We start from the raw sequence: 23,683 nt of genomic DNA, 5'->3' as shown, positions 1-23,683 counted from the left end.
CTCGCCGACGTCGCGGGTGTCGCCGGAGCAGAGCCACTCGTGCGTCGCGGCGTCGAGGCAGGCCTCGCCGACCCCGGCTCCGCCCGGGTGCGGCGGGTGTCAGGAGGTCGTCAGGGGTCCGGGCGCGGGCGTATGGGTTCCGTGAGGACCGGGTCCGCGCGCCGCGCGGAGGTGTTGCATCGCTGCGGGTGCCCGGGCGGGTGCCCCGGCACCCGCCGCGGCGGGGGTCGATCCCGAAGTGGAGACCGGCGTGCTCGACATCGTCTACCTGCTCGGCACGGCTGCCGTGTTCGCGCTGACCGCCTGGATCGGCAGGGCGGTGGAGAAGCTGTGATCGTCCTCGAGTTGATCGCGGCCGTGCTGGCCGTCGCCGCGGTCGTCTACCTCGTCGTCGCGCTCGTGAAGCCGGAGCGGTTCTGATGACGGCCCCGCTGGCGCTCCTGAGCCTCGGAGCCGTCCTCCTCGTCCTCGCGGCGCTGTACCGCCCGTTCGGCGACTACATGGCGCACGTCTACAGCACCGACCGGGACTGGAGGGTCGAGCGCGGCGTCTACCGCGTGCTCGGCGTCGCCCCGCGCACCGAGCAGACGTGGCCCGCCTACCTGCGCAGCGTGCTGGCCTTCTCGTTCGTCGGGATGGTCGTCGTCTACGCGCTGCAGCGCACGCAGCAGTGGCTGCCCTGGTCCCTGGGGCTGCCGGCGCCCTCGGAGCACCTGTCGTTCAACACCGCCGCGTCGTTCGTCGGCAACACCAACTGGCAGTCGTACTCGCCCGAGGTCACGCTCGGCTACACCGTCCAGGCCGCCGGGCTGGTGGTGCAGAACTTCGTGTCCGCCGCGGTCGGCATGGCCGTCGCCGTCGCCGTCGTCCGCGGGTTCGCCTCCCGACGCTCGGGCACGATCGGCAACTTCTGGGTCGACCTCGTGCGCGGCTGCCTGCGGATCCTGCTGCCGGTCGCGACGGTCGCGGCGCTCGCGCTCGTCGTGGGCGGCGTCGTGCAGAACGTCGCGGGCTTCACGGACGTGACGACGCTCGCGGGCGGCACGCAGAGCATCCCCGGCGGGCCCGTGGCCTCGCAGGAGGCGATCAAGATGCTCGGCACCAACGGCGGCGGCTTCTTCAACGCCAACTCCGCGCACCCGTTCGAGAACCCGACGCAGTGGACCAACCTGCTGCAGATCCTGCTCATGCTCGTCATCCCGTTCTGCCTGCCGCGCACGTTCGGCCGCATGGTCGGCGACCACCGCCAGGGGTACGCGATCGCCGGGACGATGGCCGCGATCTTCACGGTGTCGTTCCTCGCGCTCGTCGCGCTGGAGTCGGCCGCCATGGGCACCGCCCCGCAGCTCGCGGGCGCGGCGACCGAGGGCAAGGAGACCCGCTTCGGGATCGTGTGGACCGCGCTGTTCGCGACGACGGGCACCGGCACGTCGACGGGCGCGGTGAACTCCATGCACGACTCGTACACCGCGCTCGGCGGCATGCTGCCGATGCTCAACATGATGCTCGGCGAGGTCGCGCCCGGCGGTGTCGGGTCCGGCCTGTACGGGATGCTCGTGCTCGCGGTCATCGCGGTGTTCGTCGCGGGCCTGCTCGTGGGCCGCACGCCCGAGTACCTGGGCAAGAAGGTCGGCCCGCGGGAGATCAAGCTCGCGAGCCTGTACATCCTCGTGACGCCCACGCTCGTGCTCGCGGGCACCGCGCTGAGCTTCGCGGTCCCCGCGCTGCGGGACAGCGTCGAGGGCACGTCGATCTGGAACCCGGGCGTGCACGGCATGTCGGAGGTGCTGTACGCCTTCACGTCGGCCGCCAACAACAACGGGTCGGCGTTCGCCGGTATCACCGCCAACACGCCGTGGCTGAACACGGCGCTCGGCGTCGCGATCCTGCTGGGCCGGTTCGTGCCGATCGCCCTCGTCCTCGCGCTCGCCGGGTCGCTCGCGGCGCAGGACAAGGTCCCGTCGAGCGCCGGGACGCTGCCCACCCACCGCCCGCAGTTCGTGGGGCTGCTCGCGGGCGTCGTCGTGATCCTCACGGTACTGACCTACTTCCCCGTTCTCGCGCTGGGTCCCCTGGCGGAAGGGCTGATCTGATGTCCACCACCCTCACGCGTCCCGCCGAGCCGACGGCGTCCGCCGCGGCACCGGCCCCCACCCCGAGCGGTGCGTTCACCTGGACGCAGGTCCGGGCAGCCGTGCCCGGGGCCTTCCGCAAGCTCGACCCGCGCGGCATGTGGCGTAACCCCGTGATGTTCATCGTGTGGGTCGGCGCCGCGCTGACCAGCGTGATCGCCGTGGTCGAGCCCTTCGCGGGCGGTCCGGCGCCGTCCGGCGGCACGCAGGTGCCCGCCGCGTTCACCGCCGTCATCGCGGTCGTCCTGTGGCTCACCGTGCTGTTCGCCAACCTCGCCGAGTCCGTCGCGGAGGGGCGCGGCAGGGCCCAGGCCGACTCGCTGCGCCGCACCCGCACCGCCACCGCGGCGCAGAAGGTCGCGGCGTACGACGAGGTCGCGGACCCCGACGCCACGCGGGCGCGCCTCGTCGAGGTGTCGTCGGCGGACCTGCGGCTCGGCGACGTCGTCGTGGTGACGGCGGGCGAGCTGGTGCCCGGTGACGGCGAGATCGTCCAGGGCATCGCGTCGGTCGACGAGTCCGCCATCACGGGGGAGTCGGCCCCGGTGATCCGCGAGTCCGGCGGCGACCGGTCCGCGGTCACCGGCGGGACGCGCGTGCTGTCCGACCGGATCGTCGTGCGGATCACCTCGAAGCCGGGCGAGACGTTCGTCGACCGGATGATCGCGCTGGTCGAGGGCGCGAGCCGGCAGAAGACCCCCAACGAGATCGCCCTGTCGATCCTGCTGGCGTCCCTGTCGATCGTGTTCGTCGTGGTGGCGCTCACGCTGAACCCGATCGCGTCGTACGCGGCGGCGCCGGTGAGCGTCGCGGTGCTCGTCGCGCTGCTCGTCTGCCTGATCCCGACGACGATCGGTGCGCTGCTGTCCGCGATCGGCATCGCCGGCATGGACCGGCTCGTGCAGCGCAACGTGCTCGCGATGTCGGGGCGGGCCGTGGAGGCCGCGGGCGACGTGACCACGCTGCTGCTCGACAAGACCGGCACGATCACCCACGGCAACCGGCAGGCGGCCGAGTTCCTCGCCCTGGGCGGTACGCCCCAGGCCGAGCTCGTGCGGGCCGCGGCGGTGTCCTCGCTGGCGGACCCGACGCCCGAGGGCACCTCGATCGTCGACCTCGCGCGGCGCAACGGCGTCGACGTCGGCCAGGGCGTCGCCGGCGACATCGTGCCGTTCACCGCGCAGACCCGGATGTCGGGCCTGGACGAGCCGGACGGCACGCAGATCCGCAAGGGTGCCGGCACGGCCGTCACCGCGTGGCTCGAGGCGGGAGGCACACCCCTGGCCGACGACCTGCGTGCCGAGATGACGGCGGCGGTCGAGCACGTCGCGCAGTCCGGCGGCACGCCGCTGGTCGTCGCGGTCAAGGCGCCCGGGCAGCCGGGTCGCGTCCTGGGTGTCGTGCACCTCAAGGACGTCGTCAAGGAGGGCCTGGCCCAGCGGTTCGCCGAGCTGCGCTCCATGGGCATCCGCACCGTGATGATCACGGGCGACAACCCCCTGACGGCGCGCGCCATCGCCGCCGAGGCGGGCGTCGACGACTTCCTCGCCGAGGCGACGCCCGAGGACAAGCTCGCACTGATCCGCAAGGAGCAGGAGGGCGGCCACCTCGTCGCCATGACGGGCGACGGCACCAACGACGCCCCCGCCCTGGCGCAGGCGGACGTCGGCATGGCGATGAACTCGGGCACGTCGGCCGCGAAGGAGGCCGGCAACATGGTCGACCTCGACTCGGACCCGACCAAGCTCATCGACGTCGTGCGCATCGGCAAGCAGCTGCTCATCACGCGCGGCGCACTGACGACGTTCTCGATCGCCAACGACGTCGCCAAGTACTTCGCGATCATCCCCGCGATGTTCATGGGCGTGTTCCCGGGGCTGCAGGCGCTGAACGTCATGGGCCTGAGCTCGCCGTCGTCGGCCGTGCTGTCCGCGATCATCTTCAACGCGCTGGTCATCGTGGCGCTCATCCCGCTCGCGCTGCGCGGTGTGCGGTACCGGCCGCTCGACGCCTCGGCGATCCTCGGCCGCAACCTGCTGGTCTACGGCGTCGGGGGCATCGTCGCGCCGTTCGTGGGCATCTGGCTCATCGACCTGGTCGTCCGCCACCTCCCCGGCTTCTGACCGGGCTCCCGACACGGCTTCCGACCCGGCTTCCTGACATGGAGACACCGCACATGAGCACCACGACCCGCAGCGTCGGCCGCACCCTGGCCGTCGCGGCCCGCGCGATGATCGTCCTCACGCTCGTCCTCGGCGTCGGCTACACGGCCGTCGTCACGGGGGTGGCGCAGCTCGTCGCCCCAGCCCAGGCGGACGGCTCGCTCGTGGCGGGGCCCGACGGCGAGGTCGTCGGGTCCGCGCTGATCGGCCAGTCGTTCACCGGCGCCGACGGCGAGCCGCTGCCGCAGTACTTCCAGCCGCGCCCGTCGGCCGCGGGCGACGGGTACGACGCGGGCGCGTCGTCGGGGTCCAACCTCGGTCCGGAGAACCCGGACCTGGTCGCCGCGATCGAGGACCGGCGCGCGCGGGTGGCCGCGCTCGAGGGCGTCGACCCGGCCGACGTGCCGGCCGACGCCGTCACGGCGTCGGCGTCCGGACTGGACCCGCACATCAGCCCTGCGTACGCCGCGCTGCAGGTCGCGCGGGTGGCCGACGCGCGCGGCCTGGACGGGGAGACCGTCACGGCGCTCGTCGCGCGGCACACTGGGGGACGCGGCCTGGGGTTCGTGGGCGAACCGACCGTCAACGTGCTGCGGCTCAACCTCGCCCTCGACGACCTGGAGGGCTGAGCATGGCGCGTGGACGGCTCCGCGTCCTGCTCGGGGCGGCACCGGGCGTCGGCAAGACGTACGCGATGCTCGAGGAGGGCCGCCGCCTGCGCGACGAGGGACGTGACGTCGTGGTCGCGGTCGTGGAGACCCACGGCCGCGCCGCGACGGCCGCCATGGTCGACGGGCTCGAGGTGGTGCCGCGCCGCGTCGTGCGGCACCGGGGGGTCGAGCTGACCGAGGTCGACGTCGACGCCGTGCTGGCCCGCCGGCCGGACGTCGCGCTGGTCGACGAGCTCGCGCACACCAACGCCCCGGGCCTGGCGCACACCAAGCGCTGGCAGGACGTCGACACGCTGCTCGACGCCGGGATCGACGTGCTGTCGACGGTCAACATCCAGCACATCGAGTCGCTCAACGACGTCGTCGAGAAGATCACGGGCGTCGTCCAGCGCGAGACCATCCCCGACGCGGTGCTGCGTGCGGCCGACCAGATCGAGGTCGTCGACCTCGCGCCGCAGGCGCTGCGCGACCGGCTCGCGGGCGGGCACGTGTACCCGGCCGAGCGCATCGACGCCGCGCTGTCGAACTACTTCCGCCTCGGCAACCTCACGGCGCTGCGCGAGCTCGCGCTGCTGTGGCTGGCCGACGAGGTCGACGCCGCCCTGCGGCTGTACCGCACCGAGCACGGCATCGACAGCCCGTGGGAGGCGCGCGAGCGGGTCGTCGTCACGCTCACCGGCGGGCCCGAGGGGGAGACGCTCATCCGCCGGGGCGCGCGCATCGCGGCCCGCTCGGCCGGGGGGCAGCTGCTCGCCGTGCACGTGACCAGCCAGGACGGGCTGCGCGGCGCCGCACCCGGCGCGCTGGCGCACCAGCGCGAGCTCGTCGAGCAGCTCGGCGGGACGTACCACCAGGTCGTCGGTGACGACGTGCCCCGCGCGCTCGTGGAGTTCGCGACCGCGGTGGACGCCACCCAGCTCGTCATCGGCGTCTCGCGCCGTGGGTGGCTCACCACCGCGCTCAGCGGGCCGGGCATCGGGGCCACGGTCACGCGCGAGGCGGGCAAGATCGACGTGCACGTCGTCAACCACGCCGCTGCCGGCGGGCGGCCGCGGCTGCCGCGCATCGGCGGTGCGCTGACGCTGCGACGCCGCGTCGCGGGGTTCGCGCTCGCGGTCGTCGGCGGGCCGCTGCTGACGTGGGTGCTCGTGGCGGCCCGCGGCGAGGACACGGCGAGCACCGACGTGCTGGCCTACCAGCTCCTGGTCGTCCTCGTCGCGCTCGTGGGCGGGGCGTGGCCCGCGGTGTACGCCGCCGTGCTGTCGGGTCTGACGATCGACTACTTCTTCGTCGAGCCGTACCGCACGGTCACCGTCGCCGACCCGGTGCAGCTGCTGACGCTCGTGCTGTACGTCGTCATCGCCGTGCTGGTCAGCGTGGTGGTGGACCGCGCGGCCCGGACGACGCGCGCGGCGCACCGCGCCGCCGCGGAGTCCGAGCTGCTGGCCACCGTCGCGGGCGGCGTGCTGCGCGGGCAGGACGCGGTGCAGGCGCTCGTCGACCGCGCGCGCGAGGCGTTCGGCATGACGGCCGCGCGGCTCGTCGTGGACGGCACGGTGCTCGCGTCGGACGGCGACGTGCCGCCGGGGGAGCCGTCCTCGACCGTGGCCGTCGACGAGCGCGCGGTGCTCGAGCTGTACGGGTCGGACCTGGCGGCGTCCGAGCGACGGCTGCTCAACGTCATCGCGGTGCAGCTGCGTGCCGCGCTCGAGCACAGCGACCTCGCGTCGGTGGCCAGCGCGGTCGACCACCTCACCGAGTCCGACCGCGTGCGCAGCGCGCTGCTGTCCGCGCTCAGCCACGACCTGCGCCGCCCGCTCAGCGCCGCGACGGCCGCCGTCGGGGGCCTGCGCACGGCGGGCGACCGGCTCAGCGCCGCCGACCGCGCCGAGCTGCTGGACACCGCCGACGAGAGCCTGCGCGCGCTCGCGACGCTCATGACCGACCTGCTCGACGTCAGCCGGCTCGACGCGGGCGTGCTGGCGTTCGCGCGCGCGCACGTCGACGTCGCCGACGTCGTGGTGCCGGCCCTCGACGAGCTGGGGCTGGGCCCGCACGAGGTCGAGCTCGACCTGGACCTCGAGGTGCCGCCGGTCGTCGCCGATCCCGTGCTGCTGCAGCGCGTCATGGTGAACCTGCTGGCCAACGCGACGCGCCACGCGCCGCCGGGCACGCGGGTGCGCGTCGCGACCAGCGCGTTCGCCGGGGCCGTGCAGATCCGCGTCGTGGACCACGGCCCGGGGATCCCGCGCGAGCGGCGCGACGACGTCTTCGTGCCGTTCCAGCGCCTCGGGGACACCGACAACTCGACCGGGCTAGGGCTGGGGCTGGCGCTCTCGAAGGGGTTCGTCACGGGGATGAGCGGGACGCTGACACCCGAGGACACACCGGGCGGCGGGCTCACGATGGTGGTGGCGCTGCCGGCCGTCGCGGCCCCGGGTGGCACGGGTGGCACGGCGCGCACGGCGGAGGGTGCGGCATGAGGATCCTCATCGCGGACGACGACCCGCAGATCCTGCGCGCGCTGCGCATCACGCTCGCGGCGCAGGGGTACGAGATCGTCACCGCGAGGTCCGGCCCGCAGGCGATCACCCAGGCCGTCGACCACCGGCCCGACGTCCTCATGCTCGACCTCGGCATGCCCGGGCTCGACGGCGTCGACGTCATCCACGCCGTGCGCGGCTGGTCCCAGGCGCCGATCCTCGTCGTGTCGGGGCGCACGGGCGCGACCGACAAGGTCGAGGCGCTCGACGCGGGTGCCGACGACTACGTGACCAAGCCGTTCTCGATCGAGGAGCTGCTGGCCCGCATCCGGGCGCTGACGCGGCGCGTCGGGCACGGCGTCGACGCGGAGCCGGTCGTGCGGTTCGGCGACGTGACCGTGGACCTGTCGGCGCGCACCGTGCTGCGCGGCCCGGACGGTGCCGGGGTGCCCGTGCGCCTGACGCCCACCGAGTGGCAGGTCCTCGAGCGGCTCGTGCGCAACCCCGGGCGGCTGGTCACCCGTCAGACCCTGCTCACGGAGATCTGGGGCTCGCAGCACGTCACCGACACCGGCTACCTGCGGCTGTACGTCGCCCAGCTGCGCAAGAAGCTCGAGCCCGAGCCCGCGCGCCCCCGGCACCTGCTCACCGAGGCGGGCATGGGCTACCGCTTCGCGCCCGACGACGGGGCGTCGCCCGACGCGTGACGTCCCGCGCGCAGGTGCTCACGGCTGGTCGGGCGTGGACGGCGCCGGTCGCAGGTCCGCCGTCCAGCGCTCCTCGACGTGGCCGAACCGCCACACCGCCAGGGACACGGCCCAGGTGGCGACGAACAGCCCTACGACGACGAAGCCGACGTACCCCAGGTCCAGGCCACCGATCCACGCCACCGGCCCGGACTCCAGGCCCAGCTTCTCGGACAGGACCGACATCACCTCGATGCCCCCGATGAGCAGCGCGACGGCCACGGACAGCCCGGTGACGGTGATGTTGTAGTACACCTTGCGCACGGGCGTGGAGAACGCCCAGCCGTAGGCGAAGTTCATGAAGCACCCGTCGATCGAGTCGAGCAGGGTCATCCCGGCCGCGAACAGCACGGGCAGCGTGAGGATCGCGTACCAGGGCAGCTCGAACGCGGCGGCACCGCCGGCGAGCACGAGCAGCGAGACCTCGGTGGCCGTGTCGAAGCCCAGGCCGAACAGCAGCCCCACGGGGTACATGTGCCACGGCTTGCGCACCGACTTCGTCGCCCCCGACAGGATCCGGTTCATCAGCCCGCGGTTGGCGAGGTGCTGCTCGAGCGCGGCCTCGTCGTACGCGCCGGTGCGCATGTCCCGGAACACCCGCAGGATCTGGCGCAGCACGACGAGGTTGATGACGCCGATGAGCAGCAGGAAGACCGCGGAGACGGAGATGCCGATGAGGCCGGTCGTCTGCTGCAGCGTCGACGTCTCGTCGGACACCTGGCCGGCGAGCGCCCGGACGCCGAAGGCGAGCAGGGCGCACAGCAGGAACACGATGGTCGAGTGGCCGAGGGAGAACCAGAAGCCGACGGACACCGGCCGCTGGCCGTCCGCCATGAGCTTGCGGGTCGTGTTGTCGATGGCGGCGATGTGGTCGGCGTCGAAGGCGTGCCGCATGCCCAGGGTGTAGGCCGTCAGCCCGAGGCCGACGCCGAACACCGTCGTCGAGTCGACCTGGAAGTGGGCCGGCGCGACGACGAGGACGAGCACGCCCCACCCGACGACCGTCAGGGCGAGGACGACGGACGCCATCACGGAGATCGACACCCACTCGCCGCGGCTCAGCCGTCCGCGCAGCGGTCGTCCCCGGCCCGGTCGTCCCTGGCCGTCGACGTCCCCTGCGCGAGTGCTCGGTGATGCGGACACGGCGTTCCCCCCGGAGTGCGTGGCACCAGCGGGGGACAGGTGCGTGCGGCCACCGCCACGCTACTGCGACTCGGTCGTGACTGCATCAGATGGGGCCACACCCGGCGTACCGCCCGTCCTACAGTGGACCCGGACGAACGGGACGTGGTCGTGCGCCCGTGCCGCCCGTCGCGAGGGGACGGTGAGGTCGATGGCCGGCGAGGAGTCACGGCCCGCGGCGCCGGTGGTGCAGGTGCCGGACGCAGGGCCCGCGCCGACGTCCGCCGTGGACGTGGTGGCGACCATCGCCCGCGTCGGCGTGCTGCTGCGGGCCCGCGGGGAGCGCATGACCCGCGCCCGCCGAGCGGTGCTCGACGTGCTCGCGCGCGACGGCGGCCACCTCGGTGCCGAGGAGGTCGTCGCGCGCGTGGCGGGCGTCGTCCCCGGGGTGCACCGCGCCACCGTCTACCGCACGCTCGACGCGCTCGGCGAGCTCGGGGTCGTCCAGCACGTGCACGTCCGGCGCACGGGCACCGCGTACCACCTGGCCCACGGCGGCCGCGAGCACCTGCACGCCGAGTGCCGCCGGTGCGGCGCGGTCCAGGACCTGCCGGCGGACCTGCTCGACGGCGTGGCGGGTGCCGTGGTGCGTGACCTCGGGTTCGTCGTGGAGCCGACGCACGTGGCGCTGTCGGGGCTGTGCGCGTCCTGCGCGACGCCGGACGCCCGCACCGTCAGCGCGCGAGGAGGTCCTCCGTCGTCGTCCCCGGCAGCGACACCGTGACCTGCGTGTCCCAGGGGTCGCGCACGGAGACGGACCGGCCGTCGTCGGCGAACGCCAGGCCGCGCGCCCGCAGCCTGCCCACGAGCGCGTCGAGGTCGTCGCGCGCGGGGACCGTCACCGCGACGTCGCCGAGGCCGAGCGTGGACGCGCGCGGGCCGGCGCCGCGGCTGTTCCACGTGTTCATCGCGACGTGGTGGTGGTAGCCGCCGGCGGACGCGAACAGCGCGCCGGGGTAGCCGCGCACGGTGGCCTCGAACCCCAGGGCGTCGAGGTAGAACGCCTCGGCGGTCGCGATGTCGCCGACCTGCAGGTGCACGTGCCCGACGCGCCCGGCCAGTGCGGGGCCGGCGTCGACGGCCTCCTGCGTGAGGTGCTCGCGCAGGTAGGCGTTCGGGTCGAGGTGCTCGGTGCCCATGACGACGTTGCCGTCGCGGTGCAGCCACAGGTCGCGGTCGCGGTCGGTGTACAGCTCGATGCCGTTGCCCTCGGGGTCCGTGAAGTAGAACGCCTCGGACACCAGGTGGTCGCTCGACCCGACGAACCGGCTGCGCGGGTCCTGCGCGGCGCGGTAGACGGTGGCCGCGAGCCCGGCCGCGTCGTCGAAGAGGAACGCGGTGTGGAACAGGCCGGCCTGCCGCGGGTCGACCGCCGGCAGGCCGGGGGTGTGGACCAGGCGCAGCAGGGGCGTGGCGCCGCGGCCGAGGACGCGGTGCACGTGCCGTCCGCGGCCGCGCTCCTCGAGCGGCTCGAGCGCGAGGGCGTCGGCGTAGTACGTCGCCATGCCCTTGAGGTCGCCGACGTGCAGCGTCACCGCGTCCATGGCCGTGGCGGGCGCGAGGACGTCGTCGTGGGTGCGTGCGGTCGGCGTGGGCATCGTCGTCTCCTAGATAGTTGTCAAGACAACTGAAGGCTAGACGCGTTCCGTTCAACCGTCAACCAAGTGGCCCGGGTGCCGTCAGGACTCCGTCGCGACGTACCCCTCCGGGAGCTTCTCGGGCCCCGACTCCGGCGGCCGCGACTCGTCCTCGGGGAAGGCACGCATGGCCAGCAGGGCCACGTCGTCCTCGTGGGAGGGGGTGAGCTCGTCGAGCACCGCGTCGCAGAACTCCTCCAGCGGGAGGTGCGCCAGCCGCTCGACGCTCGCGCGCAGCCGCTCCAGGCTCACGTCCAGGCGCTCGCCCCGGTGCTCGACGAGGCCGTCGGTGTAGAGCAGGACGGTCGCCCCGGGGGCGATCACCTCGGTGTGGTCGTGCCGCACGGCGTGCCGGCGCAGCCCGAGCAGGACGTCGCTCGGCCGGCGCAGCAGCTCGGCCCGTCCGTCAGGACGGACCAGCAGCGGCGGCAGGTGGCCCGCGTTCGACCAGCGCAGCAGCCGCAGACCGCGCTCCGCCAGGTCGGGCGGCTGCTCGATCCGGGCGAGCACCGCGGTGCTCAGGGCGTCGATGGCCAGGTCCTGCGCGGCCCAGTCGAAGGCCGACAGGATGGCCGCGGGCGGCTGCACGACCGCGTGCGCACCGCCGCGCAGCACGTTGCGGATCTGCGCCATCTTCACCGCGGCCTGCAGGTCGTGGCCCGTCACGTCACCGATCACCAGGCACGTGCAGCCGTCGCGCAGGAGGAACGCGTCGTACCAGTCGCCCCCGATCTGCGTGCCGGTCGAGGCCGGCACGTACCGCGCGACGAGGTGCAGGTGGTCCGGCTCGGGCAGCTCGGTGAGCAGGCTGCGCTGCAGCTCCTCGGTGAGGTCGCGACGCGCGGAGTGCAGGTGCGCGTTGTCGAGCGCGAGGCCGATCTGGGCCGTCACGTCGCGCAGCGCCGCGACGTCGGTGTCACGGAACGCGTCGCGGTCGGCGCCGCGCGCGAGCGTGACGACGCCCCGCGTGCGTCCCCGCCCGCGCAGGGGCAGGACCATCAGCGTCTCGGGCGCGAGCCGCGCGAGCAGGTCGCGCACCGGGCCGGGGTTGACGATGTCCTCCAGCGACGGGGAGCCGTAGCGCAGCGCCGGCCGCGACGTCGTGAGGACCTCGGCAACCAGCGAGGTGCGGGACAGGGCGGGCACCCGCAGCGAGCGGTACTCGTCGAGCAGCGGCTGCGTGCGCGGGTCGGCGTGCAGCGCCGCCACGTCGCGCAGCCGCGTGCGCCACGGGGCCGTGCCGTCGTCCAGCAGGCTGGCGATCGCGAAGTCGGCGACGGCGGGCACCAGGTGCGGCAGCACGGCCTCCAGCGCCTGCACCGGCTCCACGGCGTCGGCCATCACGGCGGCGACCCGGGCGAGCAGGTCCGCCCGCGCGCGGCCCTCCTCGGCCTGCTCGAGGGCCCGGCGGCGCTCGGTGACGTCCGTGAAGTACACGGCGACGCCCCCGCGCTCGGGGACGGCCCGCACCTCGTACCAGGCGTCGAGCGGCGGCGGGTACCAGGCGTCGAACACCCGGGGCTCCCCGGTGCGCGCGACCGCGCGGTAGTGCTCCTCGAACGGCGTGCCGAGGGCGGCGGGGAACAGCTCCCAGATCGAGTTCCCGAGCAGGTCGGCGCGGGTGGTGGCGAGGATGAGCTCGGCCTCGGCGTTGACGTGCCGGAACAGCCAGTCCTCGTCGAGCCAGAAGTAGCCGGTCGACATGCCCTCGAGGACCTGCTGGACCTGCAGGTCCCGCTCCCGCAGCGCGGTGGTGTCGGTGGTGACGCCGATGAGGTGCGTGGCCTGCCCCGACGGTCCGGCCAGCGCGCGCCCGCGGGCCGACAGCCAGCGCACCGTGCCGTCGGGCCGGACCACGCGGAACTCGGCCTCGTACACGCCGCACGTGGCGATGGCCGTGTCGACGGCGGCCGACACGGCGCTCGCATCGGCCGCGTGCAGCCGCGCGTCGAACGCGGCGATCGTGCCGCCGAACGTGTCCGCGTCGTAGCCGAAGACCTCCAGGAGCGCCGCGTCCCAGTGCAGCGCGCCGGTCGTGAGGTCCCACTCGAACGTGCCGAGCCCGGCGGCCTGGGCGGCGGAGTCGAGCAGCGCGAGGCGCGCCTCGCGTGCGTCGACGCGGAGAGGCTCGTGCTCCTCGCCGTCCGGCGGTCCCTGCAACGTGGCCTCCTCGTCGGTCCTTCGTCCCCGGAGCGTGCCACGCGCGGGTGGGCGCGGCGAGGCGAGGGGTGACGACGGGAGGCATGTCACACGTCCGCCCTACGCTGGTCGCGCCCGCCCGACCTGGAGGACACATGAGCCCGTCCCCGCCCGGCACCCGCGCCGACAGTCACGACCTCATCCGTGTGCACGGCGCACGGGAGAACAACCTCCAGGACGTCAGCATCGAGCTGCCCAAGCGGCGCCTCACGGTGTTCACGGGGGTCTCGGGCTCCGGCAAGAGCTCCCTGGTGTTCAGCACGATCGCCGCGGAGTCCCAGCGGCTCATCAACGAGACGTACAGCGCGTTCGTCCAGGGCTTCATGCCGACGCTCGCGCGTCCGGACGTCGACGTCCTCGACGGCCTGACGACCGCGATCATCGTCGACCAGGAGCGGATGGGCGCCAACTCGCGCTCGACCGTCGGCACCGTGACGGACGCCAACGCGATGCTGCGGATCCTGTTCAGCCGGCTGGGGGACCCCCACATCGGATCGCCGCAGGCGTACTCGTTCAACGTGCCGACCGTCCGCGCCAGCGGGGCGATCTCGGTCGACCGCGGGCACAAGCGTGCCGAGAAGGTGTCGTTCGAGCAGATCGGCGGCATGTGCCCCCGCTGCGAGGGCATGGGCAAGGTCAACGACTTCGACCTCACCGCGCTCTACGACGACAGCCTGTCGCTCGAGGAGGGCGCGCTGACCGTCCCCGGGTACACGATGGACGGCTGGTACGGGCGCATCTTCCGCGCGAGCGGCCTCTTCCCGCCCGACCGGCCGATCCGCGAGTTCACCGAGAAGCAGCTGCACGGACTGCTTTACCAGGAGCCGACCAAGCTCAAGGTCGAGGGCATCAACGTCACCTACGAGGGGCTGATCCCGAAGATCCAGAAGTCCTTCCTCGCCAAGGACGTCGACGCGATGCAGCCGCACATCCGCGCGTTCGTCGAGCGGGCGATCACGTTCCAGACGTGCCCCGAGTGCGCCGGCACGCGGCTGAACGAGGGTGCCCGTGCGTCGCGGATCGGCGGCCGCAACATCGCCGACCTCTGCGCGCTGCAGATCACCGACCTCGCCGCCTGGGTCCGCGACCTCGACGAGCCGTCCGTGGCGCCGCTGCTCACGGTGCTGCGCGAAGCCCTCGACTCGTTCGTCGAGATCGGGCTGGGCTACCTGTCGCTCGACCGGCCGTCCGGCACGCTGTCCGGCGGCGAGGCGCAGCGCACCAAGATGATCCGGCACCTCGGCTCGTCGCTGACGGACGTCACCTACGTCTTCGACGAGCCGACCGTCGGGCTGCACCCGCACGACATCGCGCGCATGAACGACCTGCTGCTGCGCCTGCGGGACAAGGGCAACACCGTGCTCGTCGTCGAGCACAAGCCGGAGGCCATCGCGATCGCCGACCACGTCGTCGACCTCGGTCCCGGCGCGGGCACCGACGGCGGGCACGTGGTGTTCGAGGGCACGGTCGAGGGCCTGCGGAGCAGCGGCACCCTCACCGGGCGCCACCTCGACGACCGCGCGACGCTCAAGCCCGAGGTCCGCACACCGACCGGCGCGATCGAGATCCGCGGCGCGTCCACGCACAACCTGCGCGACGTCGACGTCGACGTGCCCCTGGGCGTGCTGGTCGTCGTCACGGGCGTGGCCGGGTCGGGCAAGAGCTCGCTCATCCACGGCTCGCTCGCCCCGCGCGACGAGGTCGTGACGGTCGACCAGGGCGCCATCAAGGGCTCCCGCCGTTCCAACCCCGCGACCTACACCGGGCTGCTCGAGCCGATCCGCAAGGCGTTCGCCAAGGCCAACGGCGTGAAGCCCGCGCTGTTCAGCGCGAACTCCGAGGGCGCGTGCCCCGTCTGCAACGGCGCCGGCGTCGTCTACACCGACCTCGGCATGATGGCGGGCGTCTCCACCACGTGCGAGGTCTGCGAGGGCCGCCGCTTCATGGCCGAGGTGCTGGAGTACCGGCTCGGCGGGCGGGACATCAGCGAGGTGCTCGCGATGCCCGCCACCGTCGCCGAGGAGTTCTTCTCGGCCGGCGAGTCCCGCATCCCCGCGGCGCACGCGATCCTGCAGCGCCTCGTCGACGTCGGGCTGGGGTACGTCACGCTCGGCCAGCCGCTCACCACGCTGTCCGGCGGCGAGCGCCAGCGCCTCAAGCTGGCGACGCACCTGGGCGACAAGGGGGGCGTCTACGTGCTCGACGAGCCGACCACGGGCCTGCACCTGGCCGACGTCGAGAACCTGCTCGGGCTGCTCGACCGGCTGGTCGACGCGGGCAAGTCGGTGATCGTGATCGAGCACCACCAGGCCGTCATGGCGCACGCGGACTGGATCATCGACCTCGGCCCCGGTGCCGGGCACGACGGCGGGCGCGTGGTGTTCGAGGGGACGCCGGCCGCGCTGGTCGCCGACCGCTCGACGCTGACCGGGCGGCACCTGGCGCAGTACGTGGGCGCCTGACGGCGTCGTCACGTTCGACCGACGCACGGTTGGGCGGGGGCGGCCTGCAGGCTGCGACGGGCGCCGCACCACACGAAAGGTGGACGCGCGTCCAAGGAGAAATGTCTAGTTTGAGGTGATGGCGACCGTCGCGGATCGCAGGTACCCCGTCCCGCAGCGTCGCGGCGCCGCGCACCACGCCCGTGACCCCGCCTGGGTCCGGCCCCCGCACCACACGCGTCCGGCACGCCGTGCGCGCGCGATGCGCCACGCGTCGGCGCACGGTGGGCGCCACCTGCTGCGGGACGTGACGCTGGCGCTGCTCACGCTCGCGCTCGCCGGAGGTGTCGTCGTCGGCATCCTGCACCTGGACCCCGCGCTGCGCGACGAGGTGCTCGACCTGCTGCGGCAGGCCGAGGCGGCGGTGCGCGCCCGGGTCGACGCGCTACGCCCGACGTGACCACGCGGTCCTGACGGCGCGGTCCCGCCGCGCAGCCTGACCGGCACGCCCGGCGCGCCGCCCGGGTCAGCGCCGCAGCTCGAGCCCGATCTGGATCGCGTCGAGCTCGGCCAGCGCGCGCCGGAGCGTCGACGACGGGTACGTGCCCAGGTCGCGCAGGCGCAGCAGCTCGTCGCGCTGCGCCTGCAGCATCACGAGGAACACCGCGAAGCCCGCGTCGTCGGCCGGCTGCGTGTCGTCGTCGGCCTCGACGGCGGTCTCGATCGCGGAGAGCCGCTCACGGGCGCGGGCCACCGTCGCCGGGGGGAACGGGGAGCCGTCGGGCTGCCGCAGCCGCGGGTCCTGCAGGCGGGCGAGAGCGGCACGCCGCAGCTCGCCGCGCAGGGCCGCGAGCCCGGCGGCGTCGTTCTCGGTGCGGCCCGTCAGGCCGAGGCGGTGCGTGAGCCACGGCAGCGTGGCGCCCTGCACGAGCAGCGTGCCGGCGGCCACGACGAACGCCACGAGCACCAGCAGCGAGCGCTGCGGGGTGTCCGACGGCAGCGACTGCGCGGCGGCCAGCGTGACGACGCCGCGCATGCCGGCCCACACCAGCACGACGCCCTCGCGCACCCCGAAGCGCTCGGCGGTGAGGTAGTCGATGTCGGCGATCCGGCGCCGGACCTGCCGGCCCACGGCCTCGGCACCCTCGACGGCGGTCCGTCCCCGACGCCCGCCGGGCGCGCGCACCGGCTCGCCCGCGTCGAGCCGCGCCTGGGCGTCCGTGAGCCGGTCACGCACCTGCGGGTCGCGCTGGGAGCGGCGCGACAGCTCCCACACCGACCACGCGACGAACGCCGACCGCAGCGCCAGGACGAGGGTCGCGGTGAGCGCGCCCAGCACGACGGCGGTCGACACGCTGCCGTGCACGCGCTCCACGTCCTCGACGAGGGCGAACACCTCCAGTCCCATGAGCAGGAAGACCGCTCCCTCGAGCAGCAGCTCGATCGTGCGCCACACCGCGTGCTCGGCGACCCGGTCGCCCGCGCGCAGCGCCCGGGGTGCCGCGTGCCCGGTGACGAGCCCGGCCGTGACGGCCGCGACCAGCCCCGACGCCCCGAGGTGCTCGGCCGGCAGGTACGCGACGAACGGCACGACGAACGACAGCGCGACGTTCGACGTCGTCTGCGCGAGGTGCCCCCGGGCCCACACGTGCAGCCGCCCCACGACGTACCCGACGACGACCGCGACGACCACGGCGAACACGAAGTCCCCGGCGACGCCCCACAGGGACACCGCCCCGGACGTCGCGACGATCGCCGAGCGCAGCAGCACCAGCGCGGACGCGTCGTTGAGCATGGACTCGCCCTCGAGCACCGTCACGATGCGCGGTGAGACGCCGGCCTTGCGGACGACCGACGTCGCCACCGCGTCCGTCGGGCTCACGATCGCCCCGAGCGCGATCCCGGTCGCCAGGTCGATCCCCGGCACGAGCCGGTCGAGGACGAACCCCACGACGACGGCCGACACGACGACCAGCACGACGGAGAAGGCCGAGATGGTCCGGAAGTCGCGCCGGAAGTCCATCGTCGGGATGTTCCTGGCCGACGAGTAGAGCAACGGCGGGAGCACCACGCCGAGGATCAGCTCGGGCTCGATCTCGATCGCCGGGACGAACGGCAGCAGGCTCACGCCCATCCCGATGAGGACCAGCAGGAGCGGCGCGGCCACCCCGACACGCGGTGCGAACGACGTGACGCCGACGATGACCAGCACGGCGAGGACGGCGAAGGCCAGGGGGTCCATGCGTCAGCGGGCGTCGGGCGGCACCGTCACCGCGTCGTCGTCGGCCGCGCGGGCCGGCCCGGCGAGCAGCCGGTTGACCACGTACAGCACCACGCCGATGCCGAGCAGCAGACCCGCCCGCGCGTACACGTCGGCGTCACGCCCCGTCAGCGGGGAGGCGAGGACCAGCGACACGACGGCACCGAGCACCGGCGCCCACGTCGGCGCCCGGAAGCCGCGGGGCGCGTCCCCGTCGACCTGCGCGTCGTCCGCCGTGGACTCGCGGCGCAGCACCAGCACCGCGACGTTGACGACCGCGAACACGAGCAGCAGGAGCAGCACGGTCGTGTCCGCCAGGCCCGACAGGTCGCCCGTGCTGACGAGGGTCAGGGCGATCACGGTCGTGAAGAGGATCGCCACCCACGGCGTCTGCCGGCGGCGGTCGACGCGCCCCAGCCAGCGCGGCACGATGCCCTCGCGCGACATCCCGTAGACCACGCGCGACGCCATGATCATGTTGATGAGCGCCGTGTTCGACACCGCGACCAGCGCGATGAGGGCGAACAGCCAGGGCGGGAACACCAGCCCGGCGACACGCACGACCTCCAGCAGCGGGCCCGTGGACTCCGCCAGCGTCGTGGTGTCCACGAGCATCGACGTCGTGAACGCGACCGCCAGGTAGATCACGCCCGCGATGGCGATCCCCGCGAACAGCGCCCGGGGGAAGTCGCGACGCGGCTGCCGGCACTCCTCGGCGAGGTTCACGGAGTCCTCGAAGCCGAGCAGCGCGTAGAAGGCGAGCGCGGTGCCGCCGAGCAGCGCCATCCACACCGGTCCGTCCGTCGTCAGCGTCATGGCCCGTCCCGGGTCGCCCTCACCGGCGAGGAACGCGCGGGCGCCGATGACGAGGATGATGACCAGGCCCGTGACCTCGATCGCCGTGAGGACCAGGTTGACCCGCACCGACTCGGAGATGCCGACGGCGTTGACCGCGGCGATCAGCAGGACGAAGACCCAGGCGGCGACCAGCGTCGGAACGGTCACCAGCTCCGCCAGGTAGTCGCCGCCGAAGGCGCGGGCGGCGGCGGACGCGCTCGTGATGCCGCTCATGAGGACGGCGAACGCCACGAGGAACGTCACGAACGGCCGGCCGAACGCCCGGTGCGCGTACATCGCGGCGCCCGCCGCGCGCGGGTACCGGCTGACGAGCTCGGCGTAGGCGGTGGCCGTCAGCGCCGCCAGCCCGAACGCGAGGAGGAACGGGATCCAGATGGCGCCGCCGACCTCGGCGGCGACCTTGCCGGTGAGCGCGTAGATGCCGGCACCGAGGATGTCCCCGACGACGAAGACCAGCAGCATCCGGCGGCCGACCGTGCGCTTGAGCGTCGCGGTCGGGGCGGGCGAGGTGGCGACCATGGCGACCTCCGGGTCGGCCGGCCGGGTGGCCGGATGCGGCCAGTCTCGCGCCGCGGGCGCGGCTCCGCGCGTCGAGCACGGGTGCCGCGCGCGCCCGGTTCGTCCCGTCTCGCCGCGCGGTCACGCGCCCGCGCGCCTACGCTCGGTGGCTCCGGCGACGTCGCCCGGTGGGTGCGTGCACCCCCCGGCGCCGCCCGCTGCGACCACACGACCACACGACCACCGGTCCGCAGGGCCCGGTGCGAAGGAGGACACCCATGAAGGGCAAGCTCGCGTTCGTCGTCGGTACCGGGGTCGGCTACCTGCTGGGCACCCGTGCCGGCCGTCAGCAGTTCGAGAAGATCAAGTCCTGGGCCTCGGACACGTGGAACGACCCGCGCGTGCAGGGCTACGTCAAGGACGCGGAGCACGCGGCCGCGGACTTCGCCAAGACGCAGGGCGGGGCGCTGAAGGACAAGGCGGTCTCGACGGCGAAGTCGACGTTCTCCGGCGGCGGCTCGTCGCAGGAGGAGTCGACGACGCAGGAGGAGCCGACGACCTGGGAGCCCACCGACGGCGCCCTCGTCGACGCGGACGACGCGAACCCCGACACCCCGCGGCACTGAGCCCGCCGTCCGTCGGGGCGCGGCCGTCCTCGACGCGGCCGGCTCCGGCGGCCCGGTGGGTCGGCGTCCGGGTGCCGGGCCGGCGTCCGGGTGCCGCCCTCCGGGCCGCGGGATGGCAGGGTGTGCGCGTGGACGTCGAGCATCTGGTGGTCATGGGAGTGTCCGGGACGGGCAAGTCGACCGTCGGGCGGGCGCTGGCGGCCCGGCTCGGCCGCCCGTTCCTCGAGGGTGACGAGCTCCACCCCGAGACGAACGTGGCGAAGATGAGCGCGGGGATCGCCCTCGTCGACGACGACCGCTGGCCCTGGCTGGAGCGCGTCCGCGACGAGATGAGCCGCCACGCGGCGGCCGGGACGTCGACGGTCGTCGCCTGCTCGGCGCTGCGCCGGATCTACCGCGCGGTGCTGCGCGAGGCCGAGGGGAACGTGCGGTTCGTCCTCCTGGACGTGCCGGCGGACGTGCTGCGGGAGCGGGTCGCGCACCGGGCCGGCCACTGGATGCCCCCGAGCCTCCTGGAGTCGCAGCTCTCGACCCTCGAGGCCCTGCAGCCGGACGAGGACGGGGTGACGCTCCCGGTCACCGGCAACCCGGACGCCGTCGTCGCGGACGCCGTCGCCGCCCTCGCCTGAGGGCGCCGCACCCGCCACCGCAGGCACGCGTGCGACTGGATCGCTCTCTCACGCCCACATGGGGGAGGGGAGGGACCGACCAGCCCCGGGCGTGAGAGAGCAATCCGGTCGTCAGGCGGGGCGAGTGACCGCACCCCCCTCGGGGCGTGAGAGAGCGATCCAGTCGTCAGGCGGGGCGCGTGACCGAACGTAAGGTGCTCCGGTGCGTTCGCTGCTCGTCGACCTGACCCCGGTCCGTGTCAGCCCTCCGTTCCGGCGGCTGTGGGTCGGGCTGTCGGTCGCGAACCTCGGGACGCAGCTCACGGTCGTCGCCGTGGGGCTGCAGGTCTACGCGCTGACCGCCTCCACGCTGGCCGTCGGGGTCCTCGGCATCTGCGCGCTCGTGCCGCTCGTCGTGTTCGGGCTGTACGGCGGCGCGATCGTCGACCACTACGACCGGCGCACCGTCGCGCTCGTCGCGTCGGTGGTGTCGTGGCTCGCGGTCCTCGCGCTCGTCGCGCAGGCCGCGGTCGGCAACGAGCACGTCGGGCTCCTGTACGCGCTGGTCGCGGTGCAGTCGGCCGCCGGCGCGGTGAACTCGCCCGCGCGCTCGGCGATCATCCCGCGGCTGCTCGAGGCGCGGCTCATGCCCGCGGCCAACGCGCTGCAGACGATGGGGTGGAACGTCGCGCTGACGCTCGGGCCGCTGACCGGCGCCGTGCTCGTCGCGGGCGTGGGGTACGTGTGGGCGTACGCGGTCGACGCCGTGCTCTTCACGTTCGCCCTCGCCGCGCTGCTGCGCCTGCCACCCGTGCCGCCCGAGCCGTCGGCGCACCGACGCGCGCGCGTCGGGCTGGGGTCCGTCGTCGACGGCCTGCGGTACCTCGGGACGCAGCCGAACGTGCGCATGACGTTCCTCGTCGACGTCGTCGCGATGGTGACCGCGATGCCGCGCGTGCTCTTCCCGGCCGTCGGCGTGCTGTACCTCGGCGGGGGCGAGACGACGACGGGCGTGCTGACCGCCGCGGTCGCGGTCGGCGGGATCCTGGCCGGGCTGTTCTCCGGAGGGCTCGCGCGCGTGCGCTGGCAGGGCCGGATCATCGCGGTCGCGATCACCGCGTGGGGCCTGTCGATCGTGGCGTTCGGCCTCGTGCTGGTCGTCGCGGGCCCGACCTCGCCCGACGGCGTGCTGCCGGTCGCGCTCGCGCTCGCCGTCGTGACGCTGGCGCTGGCCGGCGCGTCCGACACCGTCTCGTCCGTGTTCCGCCAGACCATCCTGCAGACCGCGACGCCCGACGACATGCGCGGGCGCCTGCAGGGGGTGTTCGTCGTGGTCGTCGCCGGCGGCCCGCGCCTGGGCGAGCTGGCGCTCGGCGCCCTGTCGACGCGCGTCGGGGAGGGCTGGGCGGCGGTGCTCGGCGGCACGGCGTGCGTCGTGCTGCTCTGGGTGCTGGTCCGCGCGCAGCGGACCTTCTGGCGGTACGACGCGCGGCACCCGACGCCCTGAGGGCGGACGGGGGAGCGGGTCAGCGGCCGGTGTCCCCGAGCCGCCGCCCGGTGCTCTCCTGGGCGATCTCGCAGGCGGCGACGGTCGCTCCCGCGGTGGCGCTCGGCGGCTCGTCCTCGACCGCCGTGGCGTCCCGGCCCGACCGGGCCGCGGCCTGGGCCGTCCGCGAGGCCGCGTGCCGGCGCAGCGCCGGCAGCGCGGCCAGGGTCGCGAGCAGCGCCGCCGCCCCGGACACCACGACGACGAGGTAGCCGGCGTGCGACCCGGCCGCGTCGATGCGCGTCCCCGCGGCGGACGAGCCGATGGACACCCCGATGCTCACGCCCGTGCCGACCCAGGTCAGGCCCTCGGTGAGCCGGCCGGCAGGCACGAGCTCGGCGACGAGCGCGTTGCCGTTGATGATCGACGGCGCGATGGCGAACCCGACGACGAACATGACCGCCGCGAGGACCCACAGCGACTGGGCGAGGAAGAACGCGCAGACCCCCACGGCGAGCGCGACCACACCGATCGCGAACCGGCGGTGCAGCGGGGAGACCCAGTGCCGGGCGCCGTACAGCAGCCCGGAGATGAGCGACCCGAGGGCGAACACCGCGAGGATCACGCCGGCGAGCTCCTTGCGGCCGGACTCCTCGGCGAACGCGACCGTCGCGACGTCGGTGGCCCCGAAGATCGAGCCGATGGCGACGAACACCAGCAGGAGCACGACCATCCCCGGGCGGCGCAGCACCGAGCCGCGCGGCCGCGGCTCGTGCGCGGGGGCCGTCGGCGGTTCGGTCGCACGCTGCGAGAGGAACGCCAGGCCGCCGACGACCATCGCGACGACCGGCACGATCAGGCCGGCGACGGGCGACACGCTGGTAGCCAGGACGGTGGCGGCGACGGGGCCGATGACGAACACCAGCTCGTCGAGGGCGGACTCCAGGGAGTACGCGGTGTGCACGCGGCGGGGGTCGTCCCCGAGCGCGTGGTTCCAGCGTGCGCGCACGAGCGAGCCGAACGAGCCGATGGTCGCCCCGACGAGGACGGCCGTGACGTACAGCCACACGGCGGGCGCCTGCGTCGTGGCGGCGACCACGAGCGCGACGAGGCTCGTGGCGGACACGACGACCGCCGGGCGCATGATGCGCGCCTGGCCGTGCCGGTCGATGAGCCGGGCGATCTGCGGCCCGCACACGGCCTGGGCGATGACGAGGGCCGCCGACACGCGCCCCGCCAGGCCGTAGGAGTCGTACACGGCCGACACCAGCAGGACGATCCCGATGCCGACCATCGACATGGGCAGGCGTGCGACGACGGCGGTGGACGAGAAGGCGAGTGCGCCAGGGCGCGCGAGGACGTCCCGGTAGGGCTGGAGCATGGCTCCACTGTCGCACCTGCGGGGGACATCCGCGGACGTCGTCGCGCCGTGCCCGCGCGCGTCGACACCGCGCTGGCCGCGCCGGCGTCATGGTCCCCGCGCGGACCCGTCACGACGTCCGTGCGCCGTGCCGGAAAACGCGCCAAAACGGCACAGTCGAGTGCCTCGCGACCATTGCCGTAAATACGGACAGACGGGTGTTCTCCAGGAATTCCATGAGCGGCGCGCTCTGTGTGATGCTCATCACTTTTTCGGGGTCGGCAGTGCGCTGACCTGCGACGCGATACCAGGCGACTGACCTGGGACGTCACCC

18 protein-coding genes are annotated in these 23,683 nt (G+C 74.0%); 12 read left to right on the top strand and 6 right to left on the bottom strand.

Going from position 1 to position 23,683, the window contains the following annotated elements; translation table 11 throughout:
- Nucleotides 1-330 precede the first annotated feature (330 nt).
- Genes kdpF through NP075_RS17065 form a run of 6 tightly spaced genes read left to right on the top strand, consistent with a single transcriptional unit; the run spans nucleotide 331 to nucleotide 8,155 of the window.
- Nucleotides 331-420, top strand: coding sequence for a K(+)-transporting ATPase subunit F (kdpF, locus tag NP075_RS17090; RefSeq protein WP_227565883.1), 90 nt, complete (start codon nucleotides 331-333; stop codon nucleotides 418-420).
- Nucleotides 420-2,093 (top strand): potassium-transporting ATPase subunit KdpA, encoded by a 1,674-nt coding sequence (gene kdpA / locus NP075_RS17085; protein ID WP_227565882.1) that lies wholly within the window; start codon nucleotides 420-422, stop codon nucleotides 2,091-2,093. Before kdpF ends, kdpA begins: the two co-directional genes overlap by 1 nt.
- Nucleotides 2,093-4,255 carry a potassium-transporting ATPase subunit KdpB gene (gene kdpB / locus NP075_RS17080; RefSeq protein WP_227565880.1) on the top strand — a complete coding sequence of 721 codons (2,163 nt, stop codon included), beginning with the start codon at nucleotides 2,093-2,095 and terminating at the stop codon, nucleotides 4,253-4,255. Before kdpA ends, kdpB begins: the two co-directional genes overlap by 1 nt.
- Before the next feature lie 53 nt (nucleotides 4,256-4,308).
- Nucleotides 4,309-4,923: a potassium-transporting ATPase subunit KdpC gene (gene kdpC / locus NP075_RS17075; RefSeq protein ID WP_227565879.1), complete on the top strand. Its 615-nt coding sequence runs from the start codon at nucleotides 4,309-4,311 to the stop codon at nucleotides 4,921-4,923.
- Between the two features lie 2 nt (nucleotides 4,924-4,925).
- On the top strand, nucleotides 4,926-7,448 hold the full coding sequence (locus NP075_RS17070; protein ID WP_227565878.1) for a DUF4118 domain-containing protein: 2,523 nt from the start codon (nucleotides 4,926-4,928) through the stop codon (nucleotides 7,446-7,448).
- Nucleotides 7,445-8,155 carry a response regulator gene (locus NP075_RS17065; protein ID WP_227565877.1) on the top strand — a complete coding sequence of 237 codons (711 nt, stop codon included), beginning with the start codon at nucleotides 7,445-7,447 and terminating at the stop codon, nucleotides 8,153-8,155. Before NP075_RS17070 ends, NP075_RS17065 begins: the two co-directional genes overlap by 4 nt.
- Nucleotides 8,156-8,173: 18 nt before the next feature.
- Here the strand turns inward: NP075_RS17065 and nicT are convergent, their stop codons facing one another.
- Nucleotides 8,174-9,238: a Nickel transporter NicT gene (gene nicT / locus NP075_RS17060; protein ID WP_227565876.1), complete on the bottom strand. Its 1,065-nt coding sequence runs from the start codon at nucleotides 9,236-9,238 to the stop codon at nucleotides 8,174-8,176.
- Between the two features lie 289 nt (nucleotides 9,239-9,527).
- Here nicT and NP075_RS17055 point away from each other — a divergent pair, with 289 nt between their 5' ends.
- Nucleotides 9,528-10,100, top strand: coding sequence for a Fur family transcriptional regulator (locus NP075_RS17055; protein ID WP_227565869.1), 573 nt, complete (start codon nucleotides 9,528-9,530; stop codon nucleotides 10,098-10,100).
- On the opposite strand, the gene NP075_RS17050 is transcribed toward NP075_RS17055, so the two are convergent.
- Both NP075_RS17050 and NP075_RS17045 read right to left on the bottom strand, forming a co-directional pair.
- Nucleotides 10,051-10,974, bottom strand: a complete 924-nt coding sequence (locus NP075_RS17050) for a VOC family protein (RefSeq protein WP_227565867.1) — start codon at nucleotides 10,972-10,974, stop codon at nucleotides 10,051-10,053. The two genes, NP075_RS17055 and NP075_RS17050, sit on opposite strands and share 50 nt — an antisense overlap.
- 81 nt (nucleotides 10,975-11,055) lie before the next feature.
- Nucleotides 11,056-13,173, bottom strand: a complete 2,118-nt coding sequence (locus NP075_RS17045; RefSeq protein ID WP_227565865.1) for a SpoIIE family protein phosphatase — start codon at nucleotides 13,171-13,173, stop codon at nucleotides 11,056-11,058.
- A 134-nt stretch (nucleotides 13,174-13,307) separates the two neighbouring features.
- On the opposite strand from NP075_RS17045, the gene NP075_RS17040 reads away from it, so the two are divergent.
- Together NP075_RS17040 and NP075_RS17035 are read left to right on the top strand one after the other, a co-directional pair.
- The gene (locus NP075_RS17040; RefSeq protein WP_227565864.1) at nucleotides 13,308-15,674 is read left to right on the top strand and encodes an ATP-binding cassette domain-containing protein; all 2,367 of its coding nucleotides are present in this window, start codon (nucleotides 13,308-13,310) and stop codon (nucleotides 15,672-15,674) included.
- Between the two features lie 118 nt (nucleotides 15,675-15,792).
- On the top strand, nucleotides 15,793-16,113 hold the full coding sequence (locus NP075_RS17035) for a hypothetical protein (protein ID WP_227565863.1): 321 nt from the start codon (nucleotides 15,793-15,795) through the stop codon (nucleotides 16,111-16,113).
- A gap of 66 nt (nucleotides 16,114-16,179) precedes the next feature.
- On the opposite strand, the gene NP075_RS17030 is transcribed toward NP075_RS17035, so the two are convergent.
- Nucleotides 16,180-17,895 (bottom strand): cation:proton antiporter, encoded by a 1,716-nt coding sequence (locus NP075_RS17030; protein WP_227565862.1) that lies wholly within the window; start codon nucleotides 17,893-17,895, stop codon nucleotides 16,180-16,182.
- 3 nt (nucleotides 17,896-17,898) lie between these two features.
- Entirely contained in the window at nucleotides 17,899-19,290 is a 1,392-nt protein-coding gene (locus NP075_RS17025) for an APC family permease (protein WP_227565860.1), read from the bottom strand.
- Nucleotides 19,291-19,547: 257 nt separating this feature from the next.
- On the opposite strand from NP075_RS17025, the gene NP075_RS17020 reads away from it, so the two are divergent.
- The 3 genes from NP075_RS17020 to NP075_RS17010 all read left to right on the top strand — a co-directional run bounded on the left by NP075_RS17020 (nucleotide 19,548) and on the right by NP075_RS17010 (nucleotide 22,010).
- Nucleotides 19,548-19,895, top strand: coding sequence for a BAR domain-containing protein (locus tag NP075_RS17020; RefSeq protein WP_227565855.1), 348 nt, complete (start codon nucleotides 19,548-19,550; stop codon nucleotides 19,893-19,895).
- A 128-nt stretch (nucleotides 19,896-20,023) separates the two neighbouring features.
- On the top strand, nucleotides 20,024-20,524 hold the full coding sequence (locus NP075_RS17015; RefSeq protein ID WP_227565854.1) for a gluconokinase: 501 nt from the start codon (nucleotides 20,024-20,026) through the stop codon (nucleotides 20,522-20,524).
- A 202-nt stretch (nucleotides 20,525-20,726) separates the two neighbouring features.
- On the top strand, nucleotides 20,727-22,010 hold the full coding sequence (locus NP075_RS17010; protein WP_227565852.1) for an MFS transporter: 1,284 nt from the start codon (nucleotides 20,727-20,729) through the stop codon (nucleotides 22,008-22,010).
- 19 nt (nucleotides 22,011-22,029) lie between these two features.
- Here NP075_RS17010 and NP075_RS17005 read toward each other — a convergent pair whose 3' ends face one another.
- Nucleotides 22,030-23,370 carry an MFS transporter gene (locus tag NP075_RS17005; RefSeq protein ID WP_227565850.1) on the bottom strand — a complete coding sequence of 447 codons (1,341 nt, stop codon included), beginning with the start codon at nucleotides 23,368-23,370 and terminating at the stop codon, nucleotides 22,030-22,032.
- Nucleotides 23,371-23,683: the final 313 nt, after the last annotated feature.

Origin of the sequence: Cellulomonas wangsupingiae (assembly GCF_024508275.1) — a bacterium.
GTDB lineage: Bacteria > Actinomycetota > Actinomycetes > Actinomycetales > Cellulomonadaceae > Cellulomonas > Cellulomonas wangsupingiae.
The sequence above is the reverse complement of the archived record's forward strand: the minus strand, read 5'-3'. Positions and strand labels throughout refer to the sequence as shown.